The sequence below is a fragment of the Streptococcus sp. Z556 genome (assembly GCF_053010225.1).
The window spans coordinates 1-19,807 of record NZ_JBRKNU010000004.1 but is presented as its reverse complement, the minus strand read 5'-3'; the positions used below and the strand labels follow the sequence as shown (position 1 = coordinate 19,807).

The window sequence follows — 19,807 nt, the reverse complement described above, 5'->3', positions numbered from 1 at the left end:
AATGAAACAAGATCGATTTCCATTGGTGTCAGATGATGAGATCATGCTGACCGAAATGCCAGTCATGGACTTGTACGATGAGTCAGACTTTATCAGCAATATCAAAGGCGATTACCGAGATAAAAACTATTTAGAATGGTCACCTATTGTTGAGGAAGCTAGTGTAGTTGCTCCTGTGGTAAGCAAAAAGCCAGAACCAGCTCCAGAAGTAAAAAAAGTTGAAAAGACTTATGCAGAGTTGGCTCGAGAAGAGGCGCGTGCGGATCTAAAAAAGAAACGTTCAGCCAAGTATTTGACCCAAGACGTTAGTCATACTAGACGACACAATGGTTCAAAACTTGTTCGTCAGGGAAATCAACCAACCGCACCATTTCAAAAGGAAAATCCAGGTGAGTTTGCCAAATTTAGCAAAAACTTGAGCCAGTCCCACTATATTTTAGCTGAAGAAACTGGACAAGTAGCGACTCCGACTTTAGAAAATCAAGCTGGAAAAGCTAAAAAGAACAACTATGATTTTCTGAAGAAGAGCCAGATTTATAATAAAAAGAATAAGCAATCAGAACAGGAACGTCAGGTTGCCCAAGAGTTGAATCTGACAAGAATCACGGAATAGGGGAGAAAAGCATGTCAAAAACATATCATTTTATTGGAATCAAGGGATCAGGGATGAGTGCCTTGGCCTTGATGTTGCACCAAATGGGGCATAAGGTTCAAGGTTCAGACGTTGAAAAGTACTACTTTACTCAACGTGGTTTGGAGCAAGCAGGAATTACCATTCTTCCGTTTGATGAAAAGAATCTGCAAGGCGATCTAGAAATTATCGCCGGGAATGCCTTTCGTCCAGATAATAATGTTGAAGTTGCCTACGCGGATCAAAATGGCCTCAGCTACAAACGTTACCATGAATTTCTAGGGAGCTTTATGCGTGACTTTGTCAGCATGGGAGTTGCTGGAGCACATGGGAAAACCTCAACAACTGGTATGTTGTCTCATGTTTTGTCTCACATCACAGATACCAGCTTCTTGATTGGGGACGGGACAGGTCGTGGTTCAGAAAATGCTAAATATTTTGTCTTCGAATCAGACGAATACGAGCGCCATTTCATGCCTTATCATCCAGAATACTCTATCATCACCAACATTGATTTTGACCATCCAGACTACTTCACTAGTCTAGAAGATGTTTTCAATGCCTTTAATGACTATGCTAAACAAATCACGAAAGGTTTGTTTATCTACGGTGAGGATGCTGAGTTGCGTAAGATTACAGCCAATGCTCCAATCTATTACTATGGTTTTGAAGCTGAGGGCAATGACTTTGTAGCTAGCGATCTCCTTCGATCAACAACTGGTTCGACCTTCACTGTTCATTTCCGTGGACAAGAGCTGGGGCAATTCCACATTCCAACCTTTGGCCGTCACAATATCATGAACGCGACAGCTGTAATTGGTTTGCTTTACACAGCAGGATTCGATTTGAACTTGGTTCGTGAACACTTGAAAACTTTTGCTGGTGTTAAGCGTCGTTTCACTGAGAAAATCGTTAATGACACGGTAATCATTGATGACTTTGCCCACCATCCAACAGAAATCATCGCGACCTTGGATGCGGCTCGCCAGAAATACCCAAGCAAGGAAATCGTGGCAATCTTCCAACCGCACACCTTCACTCGAACTATTGCCTTGTTAGATGATTTTGCACAAGCCTTGAATCAGGCAGATGCCGTTTACCTAGCTCAAATCTATGGATCTGCTCGTGAGGTGGACAATGGTGATGTCAAGGTAGAAGACCTAGCAAGCAAGATCACGAAGAAAAACCAAGTTATCACCGTTGAAAATGTATCGCCACTCCTTGACCATGACAATGCTGTTTACGTCTTTATGGGAGCAGGAGACATCCAAACCTATGAGTACTCATTTGAACGTCTCTTGTCAAACTTGACAAGCAACGTCCAATAGGAAAAACAAATGGAAATTCCAATCACTATAAGGCAAGCTACCTTATCAGATTTAGAAGAAATGTTGGCGATTGAAGAAGCTAATTTTTCAGCAGAAGAGGCAGTGAGTCGACAATCCTTAGAAAAGTGTATCCGCAAGTCTGCGGGTACCTTTCTTGTAGCTAGGGATGAAAATCAGCTGGTGGGCTATGTTCTTGGGGCTGAAGTGTCAGAAACACACACTCAAGCACTCCTAAACCTTGAAATCAAGTGTTTAGCCATTCATCCAGACCATCGTGGACAAGGTTTGGGAACTCTTCTTCTTGCAGCCTTGAAACAGGTGACAGTCGAACTAGATTATCAAGGTATTCTTTTGCAGAGTCCTGATGAACTACTATCTTATTTTGAAATGAATGGCTTTGTTGAAGAAGAAGTGACAGGGAGTCAATATGACAGTGGTTCGGAATGGAATCTGACTTGGGTCAATCCTTTTTATCAGGAGGAAGTATGAAAATCAGACAAGCAAGATTTTCGGATTTGGACCGAATTTTAGAGATAGAGCTAGAGAATTTCTCCCTTGAAGAAGCCATTCCTCGTTCGGTCTTTGAGGCGCATTTACGTGAAATTCAGACCAGCTTTCTCGTCGCTGAAAAAGAAGGACGTGTCCTTGGCTACATTGAGGGTCCAGTCGTTCCACACCGCCATCTCCAAGATCAGTCCTTTACAGAAGAAATAGCGGACCACAGTCACAAATCTGGAGGTTATATCTCTGTAACCTGTCTATCTATTGCTAAAGAAGTACAAGCTTTGGGAGTCGGGAAAAGACTATTAAAGACTCTGAAAGAGGTCGCTTTAGAACATGAACGAGAGGGCATTAATCTGACGTGTCATGATTACCTTATCTCCTATTACGAAAAGCACGGCTTTGTTAATGAAGGAATATCCCAGTCAAGCTTTGCTGGGGAAACATGGTATGATATGGTTTGGCAGCCAGAAAATAAAGAAAACTAGCTAGGGAATGCCCTAGTTAGTTGCTTTTCTGCGACTTTTAAGATATAATATTAGGGATTGTCAACAAGGAGGTAATGCTTTTGACTGAAAAACAAAGAGATACAGAAAAATTAAGTTTTAAAGAGCAGATTCTACGTGATTTAGAAAGAGTAAAAGAACAAGATAAAAGAGAGAAAGAAGTAGAGATTCCAAATCTGACGGCTTCATCATCTCAAGCTAGTTCAACAACTCCTTCAGACCCTGAACCAGAAACATCAACAGAAGAGTTGATGGCTGATTCCCTATCTGTTGTCGATAAAATTCTAAAGAATGCGCCGAGTGTTCCTCCACTTTCGAGTGCTGAAGCTGATAAAATGGATGGACAAGAAGAGAAAGAGATTAGACAGCCAATCATTGACAAGATTGAAGTTGTAGAATCTGAAGAACCTCTAGTAGAGCCGATTCATATGGCTGAAGAACCTGTAGTGGAACCTGTTCAACCTAAGGTAGAACCAGTTGAGCTTAAACCCGAAGAAAAAGAATTTAACGATACTCCAACAAAGGTTGCCGTAACCTATAAAACAGAAGACAAGAAAGAGGAAATCACTCCAGAAATGCCTGAAAGAGTTGAGCCTGTTTCTACAGATTCTAGCAGTGGATTAGCTGATGCTCCACGTCGTAGTCGTCGTCAAGGTGCAAAACCAGCTAAGAAAAAATCAAAAGCCAAAGGTTGCCTATTAACAGTTCTAGTTCTCCTAGTTCTTGTGGCAGTTGGTGGATATTTTGGTTATGGTTATGTTCAAGATTCCTTGAAACCAGTTGATGCAAGTTCTAAAGAATATGTAACGGTTCAAATCCCAGATGGTGCAAATGTTCAAGAAATTGGAAGCACCTTAGAAAAATCTGGTTTGGTTAAACATGGACTTATCTTTAGTCTTTATGCTAAATACTATAGCCATGCTAACTTGAAGTCAGGTTATTACAACTTGAAGAAGAGTATGAGTACGGATGAGTTGATTCAAGAATTGGAAAAAGGTGGGACTCCTGAAGCTCAGGCACCTGTTCTTGCAAACTTGACAATTCCAGAAGGTTATACACTAGAGCAAATCGCTCAAACAGTAGGACAACTTCAAGGGGAATTTAAAGAACCTCTTACAGCGGATGCCTTCTTGGCAAAAGCTCAGGATGAGACCTTTATTTCCCAATTAGTAGCTAAGTATCCAAACCTACTTGGAAGCCTCCCAACAAAAGACAGTGGCGTTCGCTATCGTCTTGAAGGCTACCTTTTCCCAGCAACCTACACTATCAAAGACAGCACAACTGTTGAAAGCTTGATTGATGAGATGGTTGCTGCTATGGACAAGGCCATGTCACCATACTACGCTACGATCAAAGAAAAGAATCTGACAGTTAATGAATTGCTCAGCATTGCTTCTCTTGTCGAAAAAGAAGGTGCTAAGACCGAAGACCGCAAGAAAATCGCAGGTGTCTTCTATAACCGTTTGAATGTCGGCATGCCACTTCAAAGCAACATTGCTATCTTGTATGCTGAAGGCAAGCTTGGTCAAAAGATTAGTTTAGCTGATGACGCTGCAATTGATACAAATATCGACTCACCATACAATGTCTATACGCATCTTGGCCTCATGCCTGGACCGGTTGATAGCCCAAGTTTAGATGCGATTGAAGCAAGTGTAAATCAGACAAAGAGTGACTACTTGTACTTTGTAGCCAATGTAGAAGATGGTAAAGTATACTTTGCAACGACAAAAGAAGAACATGATCAAAACGTTGCAGAGCATATCAATAGCAAATTACCCCAATCAAGTAGTTCAAACTAAAATTATGTGGTTTTCCACATAATTTTGTTTTAAAAACCTAATAGAAAAAGAAAGTTGAGAAAAATGGCAGAAAAAACTTATCCAATGACCCTTGAAGAAAAGGAAAAACTTGAAAAAGAATTAGAAGAATTGAAACTCGTTCGTCGTCCCGAAGTTGTAGAGCGTATCAAAATCGCTCGTTCATACGGAGACCTTTCAGAAAACAGTGAATATGAAGCAGCAAAAGATGAACAAGCCTTTGTTGAAGGACAAATCTCTAGTCTGGAAACAAAGATTCGCTATGCTGAAATCGTCAACAGCGATGCAGTTGCACTGGATGAAGTTGCGATTGGTAAGACTGTAACTATCCAAGAAATTGGAGAAGATGACGAAGAAGTTTACATCATCGTTGGTTCTGCGGGTGCAGATGCTTTTGCTGGTAAAGTATCAAATGAGAGTCCGATTGGACAAGCTTTGATTGGTAAAAAGACAGGAGATACAGCAACCATCGAGACACCAGTGGGTAGCTATCAAGTAAAAATCTTGAAGGTTGAAAAAACAGCTTAAAGAGAATAAAAAGGAGTAGGGGAGGCTTTTCGCCTCGTTCAACTCCTTTTTGGTTTTTTAGATGAAATGGGGGACTATATGAGTGAATACAAGAAGAAAAATAAAATGGAGCGTGGATTAACCAATCGCCATGTTCAGGTGATGGCCATTGCGGGAACAATCGGAACAGGACTTTTCCTAGGTGCTGGTCGCTCTATCAGCCTTACAGGACCTTCGATCATCCTGATTTATATGATTACAGGAGCCTTTATGTTTTTGATGATGAGAGCTGTTGGGGAGATGCTGTATCAGGATCCAGAACAGCATACCTTTATCAACTTTATCACCCGTCATTTGGGGAAAGGCTGGGGATATTTTTCAGTTTGGTCTTATTGGTTGTCTGTTGTCTTTATCGGTATGGCAGAAATCACTGCCATCTCAGACTATGTCCGCTTCTGGTTCCCTACCTGGCCTAGCTGGATGATTCAGCTTGTCTTTTTAACGATTTTGGCTTTGGTCAACTTGATTGCGGTTAAGCTCTTTGGAGAAGTCGAGTTTTGGTTTGCTATGGTCAAGATTGTGGCGATTTTAGCCATGATTGCCACTGGGGTCTTTATGGTTTTGACGGGCTTTAAGACACCTCATGGTGTTGCAAGTTTGGCAAATATCAGCGACCAGTTCTCTCTTTTTCCAAACGGAGTTATGAACTTTGTCATGGCCTTTCAAATGGTATTTTTTGCCTATCTGATGATTGAGTTTATCGGGGTGACAACTTCTGAAACAAAGAACCCTCGTCAGGTCTTGCCCAAAGCTGTTAAGGAAATTCCTCTCAGAATTATCTTCTTCTATGGGGGAGCTCTTATTGCGATTATGGCCATTATTCCTTGGTCCTATCTTAATTCTTCAGATTCTCCATTTGTAACGGTTTTTGAACTGGCGGGGATCAAGTGGGCAGCGGCTCTAATCAACTTTGTTGTCTTGACCTCAGCAGCGTCTGCTCTTAACTCAACTCTCTACTCAACAGGGAGACACTTATATCAGATTGCCCATGATTCGCCCAATCGTTTCTTAAAGGCCATCAAGGTCGATACCCTTTCTCGCCACAATGTTCCACAAAATGCCATCATTGCCTCAGCAATCTTGATTGCTCTCGCCGCCTTTATCAATGTGTTGCCAGGTGTTTCAGATGCTTTTGCTTTGATCACAGCATCCTCATCAGGTGTTTATATCGCGATTTATATCTTGATTATGGCGGCTCATCTCAAATACCGCAAGTCACAGGACTTCATGGCTGATGGCTACCTCATGCCTCAGTATCGCTTGCTTAATCCCCTAACCATTCTCTTTTTCGTCTTTGTTTTTGTGACTCTCTTTTTGCAAGAGTCGACTTTCATGGGGGCAGTTGGTTCTGCTATCTGGATCCTTGCTTTTGGGATTTATAGTCAGTGGAAATTTAGAAAATAAATCATGAACTCATCAACTCTGTTTGGTGAGTTTTTCTAGTTTGACAGTCCATCGAAATAAGATTATAATCAAGCTGTAGCAGTTTATTAGGAGGTTTGGATGTACCTTAGATTGGAAAATAAGGAATCACATAAAGCGCAAGAAATTGGGACTTTGATTCGTGCTTATAATCGTTCCAAAAGAGAAGAGGCTGAGAGCGAGCCACTGAATCTTTATGTCGAAGACGAAAAGGGCAATCTCATGGCGGGCTTAGTAGCAGAGACTTTCGGAAATTGGCTGGAAATCGAATATTTGTTTGTCAAAGAGGAATTAAGGGGACAAGGAATTGGTTCGCAACTACTGCAGCAAGCAGAAAATGAAGCCAAGAATCGAAACTGTCGTTTTGCTTTTGTGAACACTTACCAGTTTCAAGCACCAGATTTTTATCTAAGTCATGGCTACAAGGAAGTTTTTACCTTGCAAGACTATCCCTACACTGGACAGAGATACTATTACCAAAAGGATTTGTGACCTAGACTTCTTTCCTTTGAAGAGGGGCTTAGCTAAGTGGCATAAAATAACGAATACTCTTTATCATGTAAGATGATAGAGAGTTTTTTTGTTAATAAAATCTTACAAAATGACATTTATATATTGCATTAAGTTAGATATATGGTATAATGTTTTTAAAAGAAGCGCAACTTTTTAAAAAATAGAAGGAGGATGCAAGTGGCTAAAAATTTAAAGTTAAAACTAGCTCGTGTGGAGCTTGATATGACACAGGGTGATTTGGCAGAAGCTGTGGGTGTTACGAGGCAGACTATAGGCTTGATAGAAGCTGGGAAATATAATCCTAGTCTTTCGCTTTGCCAGTCCATTTGCAGATGCTTAGGCAAAACTTTAGATCAATTATTTTGGGAGGAAGAAGATGAAAAATAGGTTTTTTTATTATCAATTATTAGACGAAAGAGAAGAACAACTGATGAATAAAGTGGGGGCTGAAAGTTTCTATATCTCTATAGCTTTCTTGCTTTTATCTTATATGATTGCAGTATTAGCACCAAGTCTTTTTAATCCGATAATGATTCTCATCATTATCATTATTGGAACTTCTTACTTTTTCGGCCGTGCTCGAGATTTGGGTGTGAACTACTATAGTCGTTTTCATTTTACAATTTTAGGGTGTTTGCTGGTAACTCTCGCTATTACGACTCTTTTGATGTTGCAGAATTATCAATTTAACATAGAAATTTATCAGCACAATCCTTTGAACGTTAAATACTTATCTGCTTGGGTCATTACTTATCTGATTTACCTTCCTTGGGTTTTTATCGGCAATCTCGGTCTTAAAAGTTATGGCGAATGGGCTCAAAAAAAGTTTGAGCAAGATATGGATGAACTGGAGAATGGAGAATAGCTTGTTAGCTTTTTATCAATCCAGATAAAATGTGTTATAATAGTACTAATTTATCGGATGGTGTGAAAGTGGTAGAATACGTTCATACCTTTGTAAAGTAGGAAGAAGGAAAACAGATGTATCCAGATGATAGTTTGACATTGCACACGGACTTGTACCAGATTAACATGATGCAAGTTTACTTTGACCAAGGAATTCACAATAAAAAGGCGGTCTTTGAAGTTTATTTCCGCCAGCAACCGTTTAATAACGGCTATGCGGTTTTTGCTGGTTTGGAAAGAATTGTACATTATCTTGAAGACTTACGCTTTTCAGATAGCGATATTGCCTACTTGGAGACGCTTGGGTATCATGGAGAATTCTTGGATTACCTACGAAATCTCAAGTTAGAACTAACGGTTCGTTCTGCTCAGGAAGGGGACTTGGTTTTTGCTAATGAGCCGATTGTGCAGGTAGAAGGCCCTCTAGCCCAATGTCAATTGGTCGAAACGGCTCTCTTAAACATCGTTAACTTTCAAACCTTGATAGCGACCAAGTCAGCACGTATTCGTTCAGTCATTGAAGATGAGCCTTTGATGGAATTCGGGACACGTCGTGCGCAAGAAATGGATGCAGCTATCTGGGGAACACGCGCAGCCGTGATTGGTGGAGCCAACGGGACTAGCAATGTGCGAGCAGGGAAGCTCTTTGGCATTCCTGTCTTGGGTACTCATGCCCATGCCTTGGTACAGGTTTATGGAAACGACTATGAGGCCTTTAAGGCCTATGCTTCAACCCATCGTGACTGTGTCTTTTTAGTAGATACATATGATACGCTTCGCATCGGTGTGCCAGCTGCCATTCAGGTTGCTCGTGAGTTGGGAGACAAGATTAATTTTAAAGGCGTTCGTATTGACTCAGGGGATATTGCCTACATTTCCAAGAAAGTCCGTCAGCAACTGGACGAGGCTGGATATCCAGATGCCAAAATTTACGCTTCCAATGACCTCGATGAAAATACCATCCTTAACCTCAAAATGCAACACGCTAAGATTGATGTTTGGGGGGTGGGTACCAAGCTGATTACAGCCTATGATCAGCCTGCTCTTGGAGCGGTTTATAAGATTGTAGCTATCGAAGATGAAACTGGTCAGATGCGCAATACCATCAAGCTTTCAAGCAATGCTGAAAAAGTGTCGACACCAGGTAAGAAGCAGGTATGGCGCATTACCAGTCGTGAAAAAGGCAAGTCAGAAGGTGACTACATTACTTATGATGGTGTGGATGTGAGTGACCTGACAGAAATCAAAATGTTTCATCCGACCTATACTTACATCAAGAAGACCGTTCGTAATTTTGATGCCGTTCCTCTCTTGGTGGATATTTTCAAAGAAGGAACATTAGTTTACAACTTGCCTAGTTTGACTGAGATTCAGTCCTATGCTCGCAAGGAATTTGACAAGCTATGGGATGAGTACAAGCGCGTGCTCAATCCGCAGCACTATCCAGTAGACTTGGCGCGTGATATTTGGCAAGATAAGATGGACTTGATTGATAAGATGCGCAAGGAAGCTCTTGGTGAAGGAGAAGAAGAATGAGTTTGCAAGAGACCATTATCCAGCAACTGGGCGTCAAACCAGTGATTGATGCCCAGGAAGAAATTCGTCGTTCCATTGACTTCTTAAAGAGATACTTGAAAAAACACCCCTTTCTTAAAACCTTTGTACTAGGGATTTCTGGAGGACAAGACTCAACCTTAGCAGGGCGCTTGGCGCAATTAGCTATGGAAGAAATGCGAGCAGAAACTGGAGATAACAGCTACAAATTTATCGCTGTCCGCCTGCCATATGGCGTGCAAGCTGATGAAGCAGATGCACAAAAAGCTCTCGCTTTCATCCAGCCATATGTCAGCTTGGTTGTAAATATCAAGGAATCAGCTGATGCCATGACAGCTGCAGTTGAAGCGGCAGGAAGTCCTGTTTCAGACTTTAACAAGGGAAATATCAAGGCTCGTAGTCGTATGATTGCCCAATATGCCCTTGCTGGTGCCCATAGCGGAGCGGTCATTGGAACAGACCACGCTGCGGAAAATATCACAGGATTCTTTACTAAGTTTGGTGACGGTGGTGCAGACATTCTCCCTCTTTACCGCCTCAATAAACGCCAAGGAAAGCAACTTTTGAAGGAACTTGGTGCGGACCCAGCACTTTATGAAAAAATCCCAACAGCAGATTTGGAAGAAGAAAAACCAGGTATTGCAGACGAAGTAGCACTTGGAGTCACTTACAATGAAATTGATGATTACCTCGAAGGCAAAACCATCAGTCCAGAAGCCCAAGCAATCATCGAAAACTGGTGGCACAAAGGCCAACACAAACGCCACCTACCAATCACCGTATTTGATGACTTTTGGGAGTGAGACAGAAATCGGTAACTCGTAAAGTTCGATTTTCCTTGTCTCACCCCCGCAACGATGACTAGGTTTGAAAAAGCTTGGTAAAGCGCATTTCAAACCAGACAGCGACTGCGTCAAGTAACTAGATGAAAAACTTGTTTTCTAGCTGTTACTGAGTATAGTCTTTTTACCCTGAATCTAGAAATGAGAAAGCGAGGAAGGCCCGGGGGACTTTTTTAGTTTGAGCCTTAAGCTTAGAAAGCGAGGTAACATTATGAAAGCTATCGGTACGCAAATGTTACAGACAGAACGTTTGATTTTGAGAAGATTTGTGGAGAGTGATGCGGAAGCCATGTTTCAAAATTGGGCTTCATCTGCTGAGAATCTTGTCTATGTCACTTGGGATCCCCATCCTGATGTCGAGGTTACTCGGAACTCGATTCGAAATTGGGTTGCATCCTATCCCAATCCCAACTATTACAAATGGGCCATTTGTCTCAAAGAAGATCCTGATTATGTGATAGGAGATATCAGTATCATTGAAATGGATGAGATTGACTCTAGCTGTGAAATTGGGTATATTTTAGGAAAAAATTATTGGGGCCGTGGTATGATGACGGAGGCCTTGAAAGCTGTGTTAGACTTTTGTTTTACTCAAGCAGGCTTTCAAAAAGTCAGAGCTCGTTACGCTAGTCTCAACCTAGCTTCAGGCCGTGTCATGGAAAAAGCGGGAATGTCTTATCTAAAAACCATTGCCAATGGTGTGGAGAGAAAAGACTATGTTGCGGACCTTATTTATTACCAGATGAGTAGGGAAGACCGGTAATTTTCTTTTCTGTTTCTATCAAAGTCAGACATTGTCTGACTTTTTTTGTGCCAGATTTCTGAATAAACTGATTAAATTCCTATTTTTCCCTATCATTGTCCCTGTTTTTTCTGGAGTTTTGGAGCTATAATAGTCCTATCAAATCAAAGAATGGAGGGAGGCAATGGACAATGCAATCTTTTTTATCAGTGTTTTTCTTGCTGGAATTCTTTCCTTCTTTTCTCCTTGTATCTTACCCTTGTTGCCAGTCTATGCAGGGGTCTTGTTGGATGATAAGAATGATGCTCAGGCTTCTAGTGGAAAATTTTCAATCTCAGTTGTTAGTTTATTGCGAACTTTGGCCTTTATAGCAGGGATTTCTTTTATCTTTATCTTACTGGGCTATGGAGCTGGTTTTTTAGGTAATTTGCTGTATGCTTCTTGGTTTCAGTATGTGACGGGTGCGATTATCATTCTCTTGGGCTTGCACCAGATGGAAGTCTTACATTTGCAGGGACTCTACAAGGAAAGAAGGCTACAATTAAAGAGACAAGGGCAAAAGGGTAACGGCTATAGTCAGGCATTTTTACTGGGGTTGACCTTTAGTTTTGCTTGGACTCCATGTGTAGGGCCGGTTTTGGGCTCTGTTTTAGCCTTAGCGGCTTCAGGTGGTTCAGGAGCTTGGCAGGGAGCTGGTCTCATGTTGGTTTACACGCTGGGATTGGCGCTACCATTTTTGGTTCTAGCTCTCGCCTCCAGCTATGTTTTGAAACATTTCCGAAAACTCCATCCTTACCTCGGAACCCTCAAAAAAGTGGGTGGTTTCCTCATTATCGTAATGGGAATCTTGGTGCTGTTGGGAAATGCGTCTATTTTGACAAGATTATTTGAATAGAGAGGAAGAAGAAATGAAAAAATGGCAAACATGTCTCCTTGGAGTAGGCTCAGTCTGTTGCTTGGCAGCTTGTTCGGCTAAAAACATGTCAGACGAAGCTACTATGAAGGAGCAAACCAAAACAGAACAAGTCAGTTCACAAACTGCGACTAAAGGTCAGGCGGTTGCTGATTTTGAACTAACAGGAGTAGATGGTAAGACCTATCGTTTATCTGACTACAAAGGCAAGAAAATCTATCTTAAATTCTGGGCTTCTTGGTGTTCTATCTGTTTAGCCAGTCTTCCAGATACGGATGAAATTGCTAAGGATGCAGGTGATGACTATGTGGTCTTGACAGTGGTGTCTCCTGGTCACAAGGGAGAACAAGCGGAAGCAGACTTTAAGAACTGGTACAAGGGATTAGATTATAAAAATTTACCGGTTTTAATTGATCCGTCAGGCAAACTTTTGGAAAGTTATGGTGTCCGTTCTTACCCAACTCAAGCCTTTATAGACAAGGAAGGCAAGCTGGTCAAAACGCAACCAGGTTTTATGGATAAGGAAATGATTTTAAAAGAATTGAAAGAAATGGGGTAGAGAAAGGCTATGAATGATAAAGTAAAATTGTTTGTCTTGGCAGGGGTCATTCTCCTAGCCATAACTGGTTTCTATTTTCTATTGATGCGAAATGCAGGGCAGACAGATAGCTCGCAAATTGAGAAAGCATCAGTTAGCCAAGGAGGAAAAACAGTGAAAAAAACAGAAGTGAGTAAAGACGCAGACTTGCACGAAATTTATCTAGCAGGGGGATGTTTCTGGGGAGTGGAGGAATACTTCTCACGCGTTCCTGGAGTGACAGATGCCGTTTCAGGCTATGCAAATGGTAGAGGGGAAACAACCAAGTACGAATTGATTAACCAAACAGGACATGCAGAAACCGTCCATGTCACCTATGATGCTAATCAAATTTCCCTCAAGGAAATCCTGCTTCATTACTTCCGCATTATCAATCCAACCAGCAAAAATAAACAAGGAAATGATGTGGGGACTCAGTATCGTACCGGCGTTTATTACACAGATGACAAGGATTTGGAAGTAATCAACCAAGTCTTTGATGAAGTTGCTAAGAAATACGACCAACCTCTGGCAGTTGAAAAGGAAAACTTGAAGAATTTTGTAGTCGCTGAGGATTACCACCAAGACTACCTCAAGAAAAATCCAAATGGCTACTGTCATATCAATGTCAATCAGGCTGCCTACCCTGTCATCGATGCCAGTAAATATCCCAAACCAAGCGATGAAGAATTGAAAAAGACCTTGTCACCTGAGGAGTATGCAGTTACCCAGAAAAATCAAACAGAACGAGCTTTTTCAAACCGCTACTGGGATAAATTTGAATCTGGTATCTATGTGGATGTGGCAACTGGAGAACCCCTCTTTTCATCAAAGGACAAGTTTGAGTCTGGTTGTGGCTGGCCTAGTTTTACTCAACCTATCAGCCCAGATGTTGCCACTTACAAGGAAGATAAGTCTTACAATATGACACGCACGGAAGTAAGAAGTCGAGTTGGAGATTCTCACCTTGGCCATGTCTTTACGGATGGACCACAGGATAAGGGGGGCTTGCGCTACTGTATCAATAGTCTTTCCATTCGCTTTATTCCTAAAGCCCAAATGGAAGAAAAAGGTTATGCTTATTTACTAGATTATGTTGATTAAGAAGGCTTTCCTAAGCAGTTAGAGGAGAATTTTGCTATACTGATACTAGTAAGTGACAAAGGAGCAGAGCATGATCTACACAATCTTAATCGTAGAAGATGAATATCTGGTTAGACAAGGCTTGACCAAACTGGTTAATGTAGCAGCCTACGATATGGAAATCATCGGTCAAGCTGAAAATGGAAGACAGGCTTGGGATTTGATTCAACAACAAGTGCCGGATATCATTTTAACCGATATCAATATGCCTCAGCTAAATGGCATCCAGTTGGCCAGTCTGGTCCGAGAAACCTATCCACAGGTGCATTTGGTATTTTTAACGGGCTACGATGATTTTGATTATGCCTTGTCTGCTGTCAAACTCGGTGTGGATGACTACCTGCTCAAACCCTTTTCTCGTCAGGATATCGAGGAAATGTTGGGGAAAATCAAGCAAAAACTAGACAAGGAAGAAAAAGAAGAGCATTTACAAGATTTATTGACCGATAAGTTTGAAGGAAACATAGCCCAGAAGATCCAGTCTCATCTAGCTGACAGCCAATTTAGTTTAAAGTCTTTGGCCAGTGAATTGGGCTTTAGTTCGACTTATCTGAGCTCCTTGATTAAGAAAGAGTTGGGCCTACCTTTTCAGGATTATTTGGTGCGAGAGCGTGTCAAACAAGCCAAGCTCTTGCTCTTGACAACGGATTTAAAGATTTACCAGATAGCCGAAAAGGTTGGTTTTGAAGATATGAACTATTTTACTCAACGTTTTAAACAGATTGCAGGTGTGACCCCTCGTCAGTTTAAGAAGGGAGAAGGTCAATGAAACGTTCTTCTCTCCTAGTTAGAATGGTTATTTCTATCTTTCTGGTCTTTCTCATTCTCCTAGCTGTGGTTGGGACTTTCTACTATCAATCTAGTTCTTCAGCCATTGAGGCCACCATTGAAGGCAATAGTCAAACGACCATCAGCCAAACTAGCCACTTTATTCAGTCTTATATCAAAAAATTAGAAACCACCTCTACCAGTTTGACCCAGCAGAAGGATGTCCTAGCCTATGCTGAGAATCCTAACCAAGACCAAGTCAAGGGAATCCGAGATCTGTTTTTGACGATCTTAAAGGCAGACCAGGACTTGAAAACGGTGGCACTGGTCACCAAATCCGGTCAGGTTATTTCTACAGATGATAGTGTGCAGATGAAAACTTCCTCAGATATGATGGCTGAGGATTGGTACCAAAAGGCCATTCATCAGGGGGCTAAGCCAGTTTTAACCCCAGCTCGTAAATCGGATAGTCAGTGGGTTATTTCTGTCACTCAAGAACTGGTTGATGCAAAGGGAGCTAATTTGGGCGTGCTTCGCTTGGATATTTCTTATGAAACGCTGGAAGCCTATCTCAACCAACTCCAGTTGGGCCAGCAGGGTTTTGCCTTTATTATCAATGAAAAGCATGAATTTGTTTATCATCCGCAACACACAGTTTATAGCTCATCTAGCGAAATGGAGGCCATGAAACCCTACATTGAGACGGGGCAGGGCTATACGCTGGATCACCAATCCTATGTCAGTCAGGAACAGATTGCAGGAACAGATTGGACGGTTATAGGCGTGTCTTCGTTGGAGAAGTTAGATCAGGTTCGGAGTCAACTCATGTGGACCTTGCTTGCTGCTAGTGTTACATCTCTTCTTGCCTGTCTCTGCTTGGTGTGGTTCAGTCTCAAACGCTGGATTGCTCCTTTGAAGGATTTGAGAGAAACCATGCTGGAAATTGCTTCTGGTGATCAGAATCTGCGTGCCAAGGAAACTGGTGCCCATGAACTGAGAGAAGTGACTCGCCAGTTCAATGCTATGTTGGATCAGATTGATCAGTTGATGGCAGCTATTCGCAGGCAGGAAGAAACGACCCGTCAGTATGAACTTCAAGCTTTATCGAGCCAGATTAATCCGCATTTTCTCTATAATACTTTGGACACTATCATCTGGATGGCTGAATTTCAGGATAGTCAGCGAGTGGTTCAGGTGACCAAGTCCTTGGCAACCTATTTCCGCTTGGCGCTCAATCAAGGCAAGGACTTGATTTGCCTGTCTGATGAAATCAATCATGTTCGCCAGTACCTCTTTATCCAGAAACAACGTTATGGGGAAAAGTTGGAGTATGAAATTGCTGAAGATCCTGACTTTGATAATTTAGTCTTGCCTAAACTGGTGCTACAACCCCTTGTAGAAAATGCCCTTTATCACGGCATCAAGGAGAAAGATGGACAGGGACATATTAAAGTTTCCGTCCAGAAAAAGGATTCAGGACTAATCATCCGCATTGAGGATGATGGTGTTGGTTTCCAAGCTACTAGCGATAGTAGTCAAAGTCAGCTCAAACGTGGGGGAGTTGGTCTTCAAAATGTTGACCAACGGCTCAAACTTCATTTTGGAGAAGATTACCAAATGAAGATTGATTCTATTTCCTCAAAAGGTACGACAGTTGAAATATACATAAATGGAATAGAAACTAGCTAACTCCCAGTCAATTCTGGGAGTTTTATGCGTAATTGGGCAAGCTTTCTAGGTTGTCTATCTTGCTAAAACGTAGAAAAAACGATATGATAGATAATGACAAAAGAGGTATCAAGTATGAAGGAAAAAGACATTCAAAGAGCAACAAGCCAGATTGTAGAAGATGTAATAGACAAGGCTAATTTGAAGCAAGGAGCTATCTTTGTTTTGGGCCTTTCTTCTAGTGAGGTGATAGGTGGTCAGATTGGCAAGGAATCCAGTCAAGAAATTGGGGAAATCATTGTGAAAACCATCCTAGATATCCTAGAGGATAAAGGAATTCATCTAGCTGTTCAAGGTTGTGAACATGTCAATCGAGCCCTCGTCGTTGAACGTCAGGTGGCAGAGCAGTTTGGTCTGGAAATCGTCAGTGTACTTCCGACTCTTCATGCTGGAGGTTCGGGTCAGTTGGCAGCCTTCAAGTTTATGACAGACCCTGTCGAAGTGGAATTCATCAAGGCTCATGCTGGATTGGATATCGGAGATACTGCGATTGGCATGCATGTTAAGCATGTTCAAGTTCCGATTCGCCCTCTTTTGAGAGAAATTGGGCATGCCCATGTAACGGCTCTTGCAAGTCGTCCCAAACTAATCGGAGGTGCGCGTGCGCATTATCCAGAAGACTTCATAAGAAAGTCATAAGTGGGCGGAGAATGATCATAAGTTAGAGAGATAGTTCAAGTATATAGAGGTTAAATATGGAAAATTGTGTTTATATTATTTCGGGTCCCCCAGGTGTTGGAAAGAGTACTGTCAGCAAAGAGTTGGCCTATTCTTTTGACAAAAGTGCAGTTATAGAGGGGGATATGATTTACTTAATGATAAAAAGTGGTCTCGTAGCTCCTTGGGAAGATGATGGATTTTATATGGATTTGTTCTGGGATAATATCATCAGTCTGACCAATAATTTCTTGAACAGTGGCATTACTGTCGTGATAGAGTATGTCATATTTGAAGATCAACTGAAGAAAATTGCAGCCTTCTTAAAAGAAAAACAAATTAAGCTAAAATATTGTGTCCTAATAGCAGAAGAAGAAACCTTGAAAGATAGGGATTCTTCTCGGAAAGAAATTGAGAGAACAGGCGATTTATCAATCCAAGCGAGAAATGACTTCTTAGCTAAGAATAGTAAGAAACGTCATTTTCTGTATACGGATGATTTAGATGTCAAAGAAACGGTAGGCATCATTAAAACTTCAAATCAATTTTTAATTTCTGAACAGTAAAAGACAGAGAGAGTAAGGGTATAGAAACCATTACTTCCTCTGTTCTTTTTTGTTGAATTTTTGTGTAAAGTGCTCCAAATAAGACCAGTTTTTAAAAGAAGAAGGGATGCTATCTGATGGAGAATTGCCAAAAGTAGGAAAAAGCAACTTAGAAAAGACTTTACGTTATAGAAATCAGTAAACAAAGCTGGATTTAGCTGTTCTAGGTCGGCTTTTTTGTGCTATACTTAAGATATGCATAGAAAAACAGTGATTGATTTTAGAGCTTTGGGGGAGAGATACACCTTTACCCAGCCGATCAAAGAGTTAAAAACGAGAGATTTAGCAGAAGTAGCAGACTTGCTGGCGCAAGTGGAAAGCTACCAAGAGCAAGGATATTATGTCGTGGGCTACGTCAGTTATGAGGCTGCACCTGCTTTTGAGGAAAAACTAGCAGTTCACAAGACTTCTCCACTAGGCGAGTATTTGCTTTACTTTACCGTTCACGATAAGGTGGAAACATCCCCTATTCCTCTGACTTATGAGGAAGTAGATCTGCCTTCAAATTGGATTGAACTAACATCTGCAGAGGACTATGAAAAGGCGATTGCTCAGATTCACCATCATTTGCGTCAGGGAGACACCTATCAGGTCAACTACACCGTCCAACTCAAGCAAGACTTAAGTGCCAATCCTTTTGCCATCTACAATCGCATGGTGGTAGAACAGGAGGCGGGTTACAATGCCTATGTTGAACATGATGAGATGGCAGTGATTTCCATGAGCCCAGAGCTCTTTTTTGAGCAAAATGACCGAGAATTAACGACTCGTCCAATGAAGGGAACAACTAAACGTGGTCTGACTGACGATGAAGATTTGAAAGAGGCGGCTTGGTTGGAGCAGGATCCTAAAAATCGCTCTGAAAATATGATGATTGTGGATCTCTTGCGCAATGACATGAACCGTATTTCTGAGGTTGGTAGTGAGCATGTGGAGCGTTTATGCCAAGTAGAGCAGTATTCTACAGTTTGGCAGATGACTTCAACTATCAAGAGTCAGTTACGACCAGATGTTGACCTAGTTGAAATCTTCCGTTCGCTCTTTCCATGTGGCTCCATTACAGGAGCACCCAAGATAGCGACGATGGAAATCATCAGGGACTTGGAGCCACAACCCAGAGGAGTCTATTGCGGAACGATTGGTCTTTTGCTTCCAAATGGGCGACGAATTTTCAATGTCGCCATTCGGACTATCCAACTGCATCAAGGGAAAGCCATCTATGGAGTTGGCGGAGGGATTACATGGGATAGTACTTGGGAATCTGAATACCGAGAAGTTCATCAAAAGGCGGCTGTTCTCTATCGTAAACAAGCTCGTTTCAAACTGATTACTACTGGGAAAATCAGTCAGAAGAGCCTGCTATTTGAAGATCAACATCTGGAAAGATTGACAAAAGCGAGTCGTTATTTTGCCTATCCTTTTGATCCAGAAAAATTGAAACAAAAGATAGAGAAAGAGTGTCAAGCTTGTGATTCCCACCAAGACTACCGCTTGCGTATTAGCCTCAGCAAGTCTGGAGATATGGAACTCAGTCGCCAGATCTTAACACCCCTCAGTCCAAGCTTCTGCAAAGCAAAACTTTGCCTTCAGGAAGCAGATTTGCAAACGCCATTTACCTACTTCAAAACCACTCACAGACCGCACTTGAGCTTAGGGGAACAGGAAATCATTTACCATAATGTGGCAGGAGAGCTATTAGAAACCTCTATCGGGAATCTAGTTCTGAAAATTGCTGGAAAACTTTACACACCGCCTACCAGTCTAGGAATTTTGCCAGGAATTTATCGTCAACATTTGCTAGAAAGAGGACAGGTAGAGGAAAAAGTTTTGACTTTGGCAGACTTGAACCAAGCGGAAACTATCTATGGCTGTAATGCAGTCAGAGGCTTGTATGAGTTGGAAGTGATAGTGTTGTGAGTTTTATCTATTAATAGCTTTTAGTATATATTAATACATATTTGTGTTATAATGTAACCGTAAACAATAAAAATTTAAAGGAGATTTTTGATGAAAAAATCAAAAAAAATTTTAGTAACCAGCTTAGCAACTGCAACACTGGGACTCATTTCACTTACAGATACAAC

The 19,807-nt window shown here is 41.5% G+C and carries 21 protein-coding genes; all 21 read left to right on the top strand.

Annotated features, from left to right (window positions below):
• Nucleotide 1 precedes the first annotated feature (1 nt).
• Nucleotides 2-613: a cystathionine gamma-synthase gene (locus tag ACVC7S_RS05615; RefSeq protein ID WP_447266479.1), complete on the top strand. Its 612-nt coding sequence runs from the start codon at nucleotides 2-4 to the stop codon at nucleotides 611-613.
• 11 nt (nucleotides 614-624) lie between these two features.
• The gene (gene murC, locus ACVC7S_RS05610) at nucleotides 625-1,959 is read left to right on the top strand and encodes a UDP-N-acetylmuramate--L-alanine ligase (protein ID WP_096406476.1); all 1,335 of its coding nucleotides are present in this window, start codon (nucleotides 625-627) and stop codon (nucleotides 1,957-1,959) included.
• A gap of 9 nt (nucleotides 1,960-1,968) precedes the next feature.
• Complete coding sequence (locus ACVC7S_RS05605; RefSeq protein ID WP_447266478.1) at nucleotides 1,969-2,448, top strand: GNAT family N-acetyltransferase; 480 nt, start codon at nucleotides 1,969-1,971, stop codon at nucleotides 2,446-2,448.
• Complete coding sequence (locus tag ACVC7S_RS05600; protein ID WP_447266477.1) at nucleotides 2,445-2,948, top strand: N-acetyltransferase family protein; 504 nt, start codon at nucleotides 2,445-2,447, stop codon at nucleotides 2,946-2,948. Before ACVC7S_RS05605 ends, ACVC7S_RS05600 begins: the two co-directional genes overlap by 4 nt.
• Nucleotides 2,949-3,022: 74 nt before the next feature.
• A complete protein-coding gene (gene mltG / locus ACVC7S_RS05595) occupies nucleotides 3,023-4,768 on the top strand; it encodes an endolytic transglycosylase MltG (RefSeq protein WP_447266476.1) in 1,746 nt (581 codons plus the stop codon).
• A 63-nt stretch (nucleotides 4,769-4,831) separates the two neighbouring features.
• Complete coding sequence (greA, locus tag ACVC7S_RS05590; RefSeq protein WP_096406487.1) at nucleotides 4,832-5,314, top strand: transcription elongation factor GreA; 483 nt, start codon at nucleotides 4,832-4,834, stop codon at nucleotides 5,312-5,314.
• A 78-nt stretch (nucleotides 5,315-5,392) separates the two neighbouring features.
• Nucleotides 5,393-6,757 carry an amino acid permease gene (locus ACVC7S_RS05585; protein ID WP_447266475.1) on the top strand — a complete coding sequence of 455 codons (1,365 nt, stop codon included), beginning with the start codon at nucleotides 5,393-5,395 and terminating at the stop codon, nucleotides 6,755-6,757.
• A 99-nt stretch (nucleotides 6,758-6,856) separates the two neighbouring features.
• Nucleotides 6,857-7,267 (top strand): GNAT family N-acetyltransferase, encoded by a 411-nt coding sequence (locus ACVC7S_RS05580; protein ID WP_447266474.1) that lies wholly within the window; start codon nucleotides 6,857-6,859, stop codon nucleotides 7,265-7,267.
• Between the two features lie 198 nt (nucleotides 7,268-7,465).
• The gene (locus tag ACVC7S_RS05575; protein WP_001107501.1) at nucleotides 7,466-7,675 is read left to right on the top strand and encodes a helix-turn-helix transcriptional regulator; all 210 of its coding nucleotides are present in this window, start codon (nucleotides 7,466-7,468) and stop codon (nucleotides 7,673-7,675) included.
• Entirely contained in the window at nucleotides 7,665-8,153 is a 489-nt protein-coding gene (locus tag ACVC7S_RS05570) for a DUF6773 family protein (protein WP_061852506.1), read from the top strand. Before ACVC7S_RS05575 ends, ACVC7S_RS05570 begins: the two co-directional genes overlap by 11 nt.
• A gap of 116 nt (nucleotides 8,154-8,269) precedes the next feature.
• Nucleotides 8,270-9,730: a nicotinate phosphoribosyltransferase gene (locus ACVC7S_RS05565; RefSeq protein ID WP_447266473.1), complete on the top strand. Its 1,461-nt coding sequence runs from the start codon at nucleotides 8,270-8,272 to the stop codon at nucleotides 9,728-9,730.
• Nucleotides 9,727-10,551, top strand: coding sequence for an ammonia-dependent NAD(+) synthetase (gene nadE / locus ACVC7S_RS05560; protein ID WP_447266472.1), 825 nt, complete (start codon nucleotides 9,727-9,729; stop codon nucleotides 10,549-10,551). The genes ACVC7S_RS05565 and nadE overlap by 4 nt, the downstream gene beginning before the upstream one ends.
• Before the next feature lie 250 nt (nucleotides 10,552-10,801).
• Nucleotides 10,802-11,353, top strand: a complete 552-nt coding sequence (locus ACVC7S_RS05555) for a GNAT family N-acetyltransferase (protein WP_447266471.1) — start codon at nucleotides 10,802-10,804, stop codon at nucleotides 11,351-11,353.
• Nucleotides 11,354-11,516: 163 nt separating this feature from the next.
• Entirely contained in the window at nucleotides 11,517-12,227 is a 711-nt protein-coding gene (ccdA2, locus tag ACVC7S_RS05550) for a thiol-disulfide oxidoreductase-associated membrane protein CcdA2 (protein ID WP_447266470.1), read from the top strand.
• A gap of 13 nt (nucleotides 12,228-12,240) precedes the next feature.
• Nucleotides 12,241-12,804, top strand: a complete 564-nt coding sequence (locus ACVC7S_RS05545; RefSeq protein WP_447266469.1) for a redoxin family protein — start codon at nucleotides 12,241-12,243, stop codon at nucleotides 12,802-12,804.
• A 9-nt stretch (nucleotides 12,805-12,813) separates the two neighbouring features.
• On the top strand, nucleotides 12,814-13,926 hold the full coding sequence (gene msrB, locus ACVC7S_RS05540) for a peptide-methionine (R)-S-oxide reductase MsrB (RefSeq protein WP_447266468.1): 1,113 nt from the start codon (nucleotides 12,814-12,816) through the stop codon (nucleotides 13,924-13,926).
• A 70-nt stretch (nucleotides 13,927-13,996) separates the two neighbouring features.
• A complete protein-coding gene (locus ACVC7S_RS05535) occupies nucleotides 13,997-14,734 on the top strand; it encodes a response regulator transcription factor (protein WP_447266467.1) in 738 nt (245 codons plus the stop codon).
• A complete protein-coding gene (locus ACVC7S_RS05530; protein WP_447266466.1) occupies nucleotides 14,731-16,422 on the top strand; it encodes a cache domain-containing sensor histidine kinase in 1,692 nt (563 codons plus the stop codon). Before ACVC7S_RS05535 ends, ACVC7S_RS05530 begins: the two co-directional genes overlap by 4 nt.
• A gap of 114 nt (nucleotides 16,423-16,536) precedes the next feature.
• Complete coding sequence (locus ACVC7S_RS05525) at nucleotides 16,537-17,100, top strand: TIGR01440 family protein (RefSeq protein ID WP_447266465.1); 564 nt, start codon at nucleotides 16,537-16,539, stop codon at nucleotides 17,098-17,100.
• 56 nt (nucleotides 17,101-17,156) lie between these two features.
• Complete coding sequence (locus ACVC7S_RS05520; protein ID WP_235081051.1) at nucleotides 17,157-17,684, top strand: AAA family ATPase; 528 nt, start codon at nucleotides 17,157-17,159, stop codon at nucleotides 17,682-17,684.
• Nucleotides 17,685-17,918: 234 nt separating this feature from the next.
• Nucleotides 17,919-19,640: an aminodeoxychorismate synthase component I gene (gene pabB / locus ACVC7S_RS05515; RefSeq protein ID WP_447266464.1), complete on the top strand. Its 1,722-nt coding sequence runs from the start codon at nucleotides 17,919-17,921 to the stop codon at nucleotides 19,638-19,640.
• The last annotated feature ends 167 nt before the right edge of the window (nucleotides 19,641-19,807 follow it).

Bases quoted from the DNA above. Each gene is read 5' to 3' on its own strand.
- ACVC7S_RS05615 (WP_447266479.1), top strand. From the start codon at position 2: ATGAAACAAGATCGATTTCCATTGGTGTCAGATGATGAGATCATGCTG.
- murC (WP_096406476.1), top strand. From the start codon at position 625: ATGTCAAAAACATATCATTTTATTGGAATCAAGGGATCAGGGATGAGT.
- ACVC7S_RS05605 (WP_447266478.1), top strand. From the start codon at position 1,969: ATGGAAATTCCAATCACTATAAGGCAAGCTACCTTATCAGATTTAGAA.
- ACVC7S_RS05600 (WP_447266477.1), top strand. From the start codon at position 2,445: ATGAAAATCAGACAAGCAAGATTTTCGGATTTGGACCGAATTTTAGAG.
- mltG (WP_447266476.1), top strand. From the start codon at position 3,023: ATGCTTTTGACTGAAAAACAAAGAGATACAGAAAAATTAAGTTTTAAA.
- greA (WP_096406487.1), top strand. From the start codon at position 4,832: ATGGCAGAAAAAACTTATCCAATGACCCTTGAAGAAAAGGAAAAACTT.
- ACVC7S_RS05585 (WP_447266475.1), top strand. From the start codon at position 5,393: ATGAGTGAATACAAGAAGAAAAATAAAATGGAGCGTGGATTAACCAAT.
- ACVC7S_RS05580 (WP_447266474.1), top strand. From the start codon at position 6,857: ATGTACCTTAGATTGGAAAATAAGGAATCACATAAAGCGCAAGAAATT.
- ACVC7S_RS05570 (WP_061852506.1), top strand. From the start codon at position 7,665: ATGAAAAATAGGTTTTTTTATTATCAATTATTAGACGAAAGAGAAGAA.
- ACVC7S_RS05565 (WP_447266473.1), top strand. From the start codon at position 8,270: ATGTATCCAGATGATAGTTTGACATTGCACACGGACTTGTACCAGATT.
- nadE (WP_447266472.1), top strand. From the start codon at position 9,727: ATGAGTTTGCAAGAGACCATTATCCAGCAACTGGGCGTCAAACCAGTG.
- ACVC7S_RS05555 (WP_447266471.1), top strand. From the start codon at position 10,802: ATGAAAGCTATCGGTACGCAAATGTTACAGACAGAACGTTTGATTTTG.
- ccdA2 (WP_447266470.1), top strand. From the start codon at position 11,517: ATGGACAATGCAATCTTTTTTATCAGTGTTTTTCTTGCTGGAATTCTT.
- ACVC7S_RS05545 (WP_447266469.1), top strand. From the start codon at position 12,241: ATGAAAAAATGGCAAACATGTCTCCTTGGAGTAGGCTCAGTCTGTTGC.
- msrB (WP_447266468.1), top strand. From the start codon at position 12,814: ATGAATGATAAAGTAAAATTGTTTGTCTTGGCAGGGGTCATTCTCCTA.
- ACVC7S_RS05535 (WP_447266467.1), top strand. From the start codon at position 13,997: ATGATCTACACAATCTTAATCGTAGAAGATGAATATCTGGTTAGACAA.
- ACVC7S_RS05530 (WP_447266466.1), top strand. From the start codon at position 14,731: ATGAAACGTTCTTCTCTCCTAGTTAGAATGGTTATTTCTATCTTTCTG.
- ACVC7S_RS05525 (WP_447266465.1), top strand. From the start codon at position 16,537: ATGAAGGAAAAAGACATTCAAAGAGCAACAAGCCAGATTGTAGAAGAT.
- ACVC7S_RS05520 (WP_235081051.1), top strand. From the start codon at position 17,157: ATGGAAAATTGTGTTTATATTATTTCGGGTCCCCCAGGTGTTGGAAAG.
- pabB (WP_447266464.1), top strand. From the start codon at position 17,919: ATGCATAGAAAAACAGTGATTGATTTTAGAGCTTTGGGGGAGAGATAC.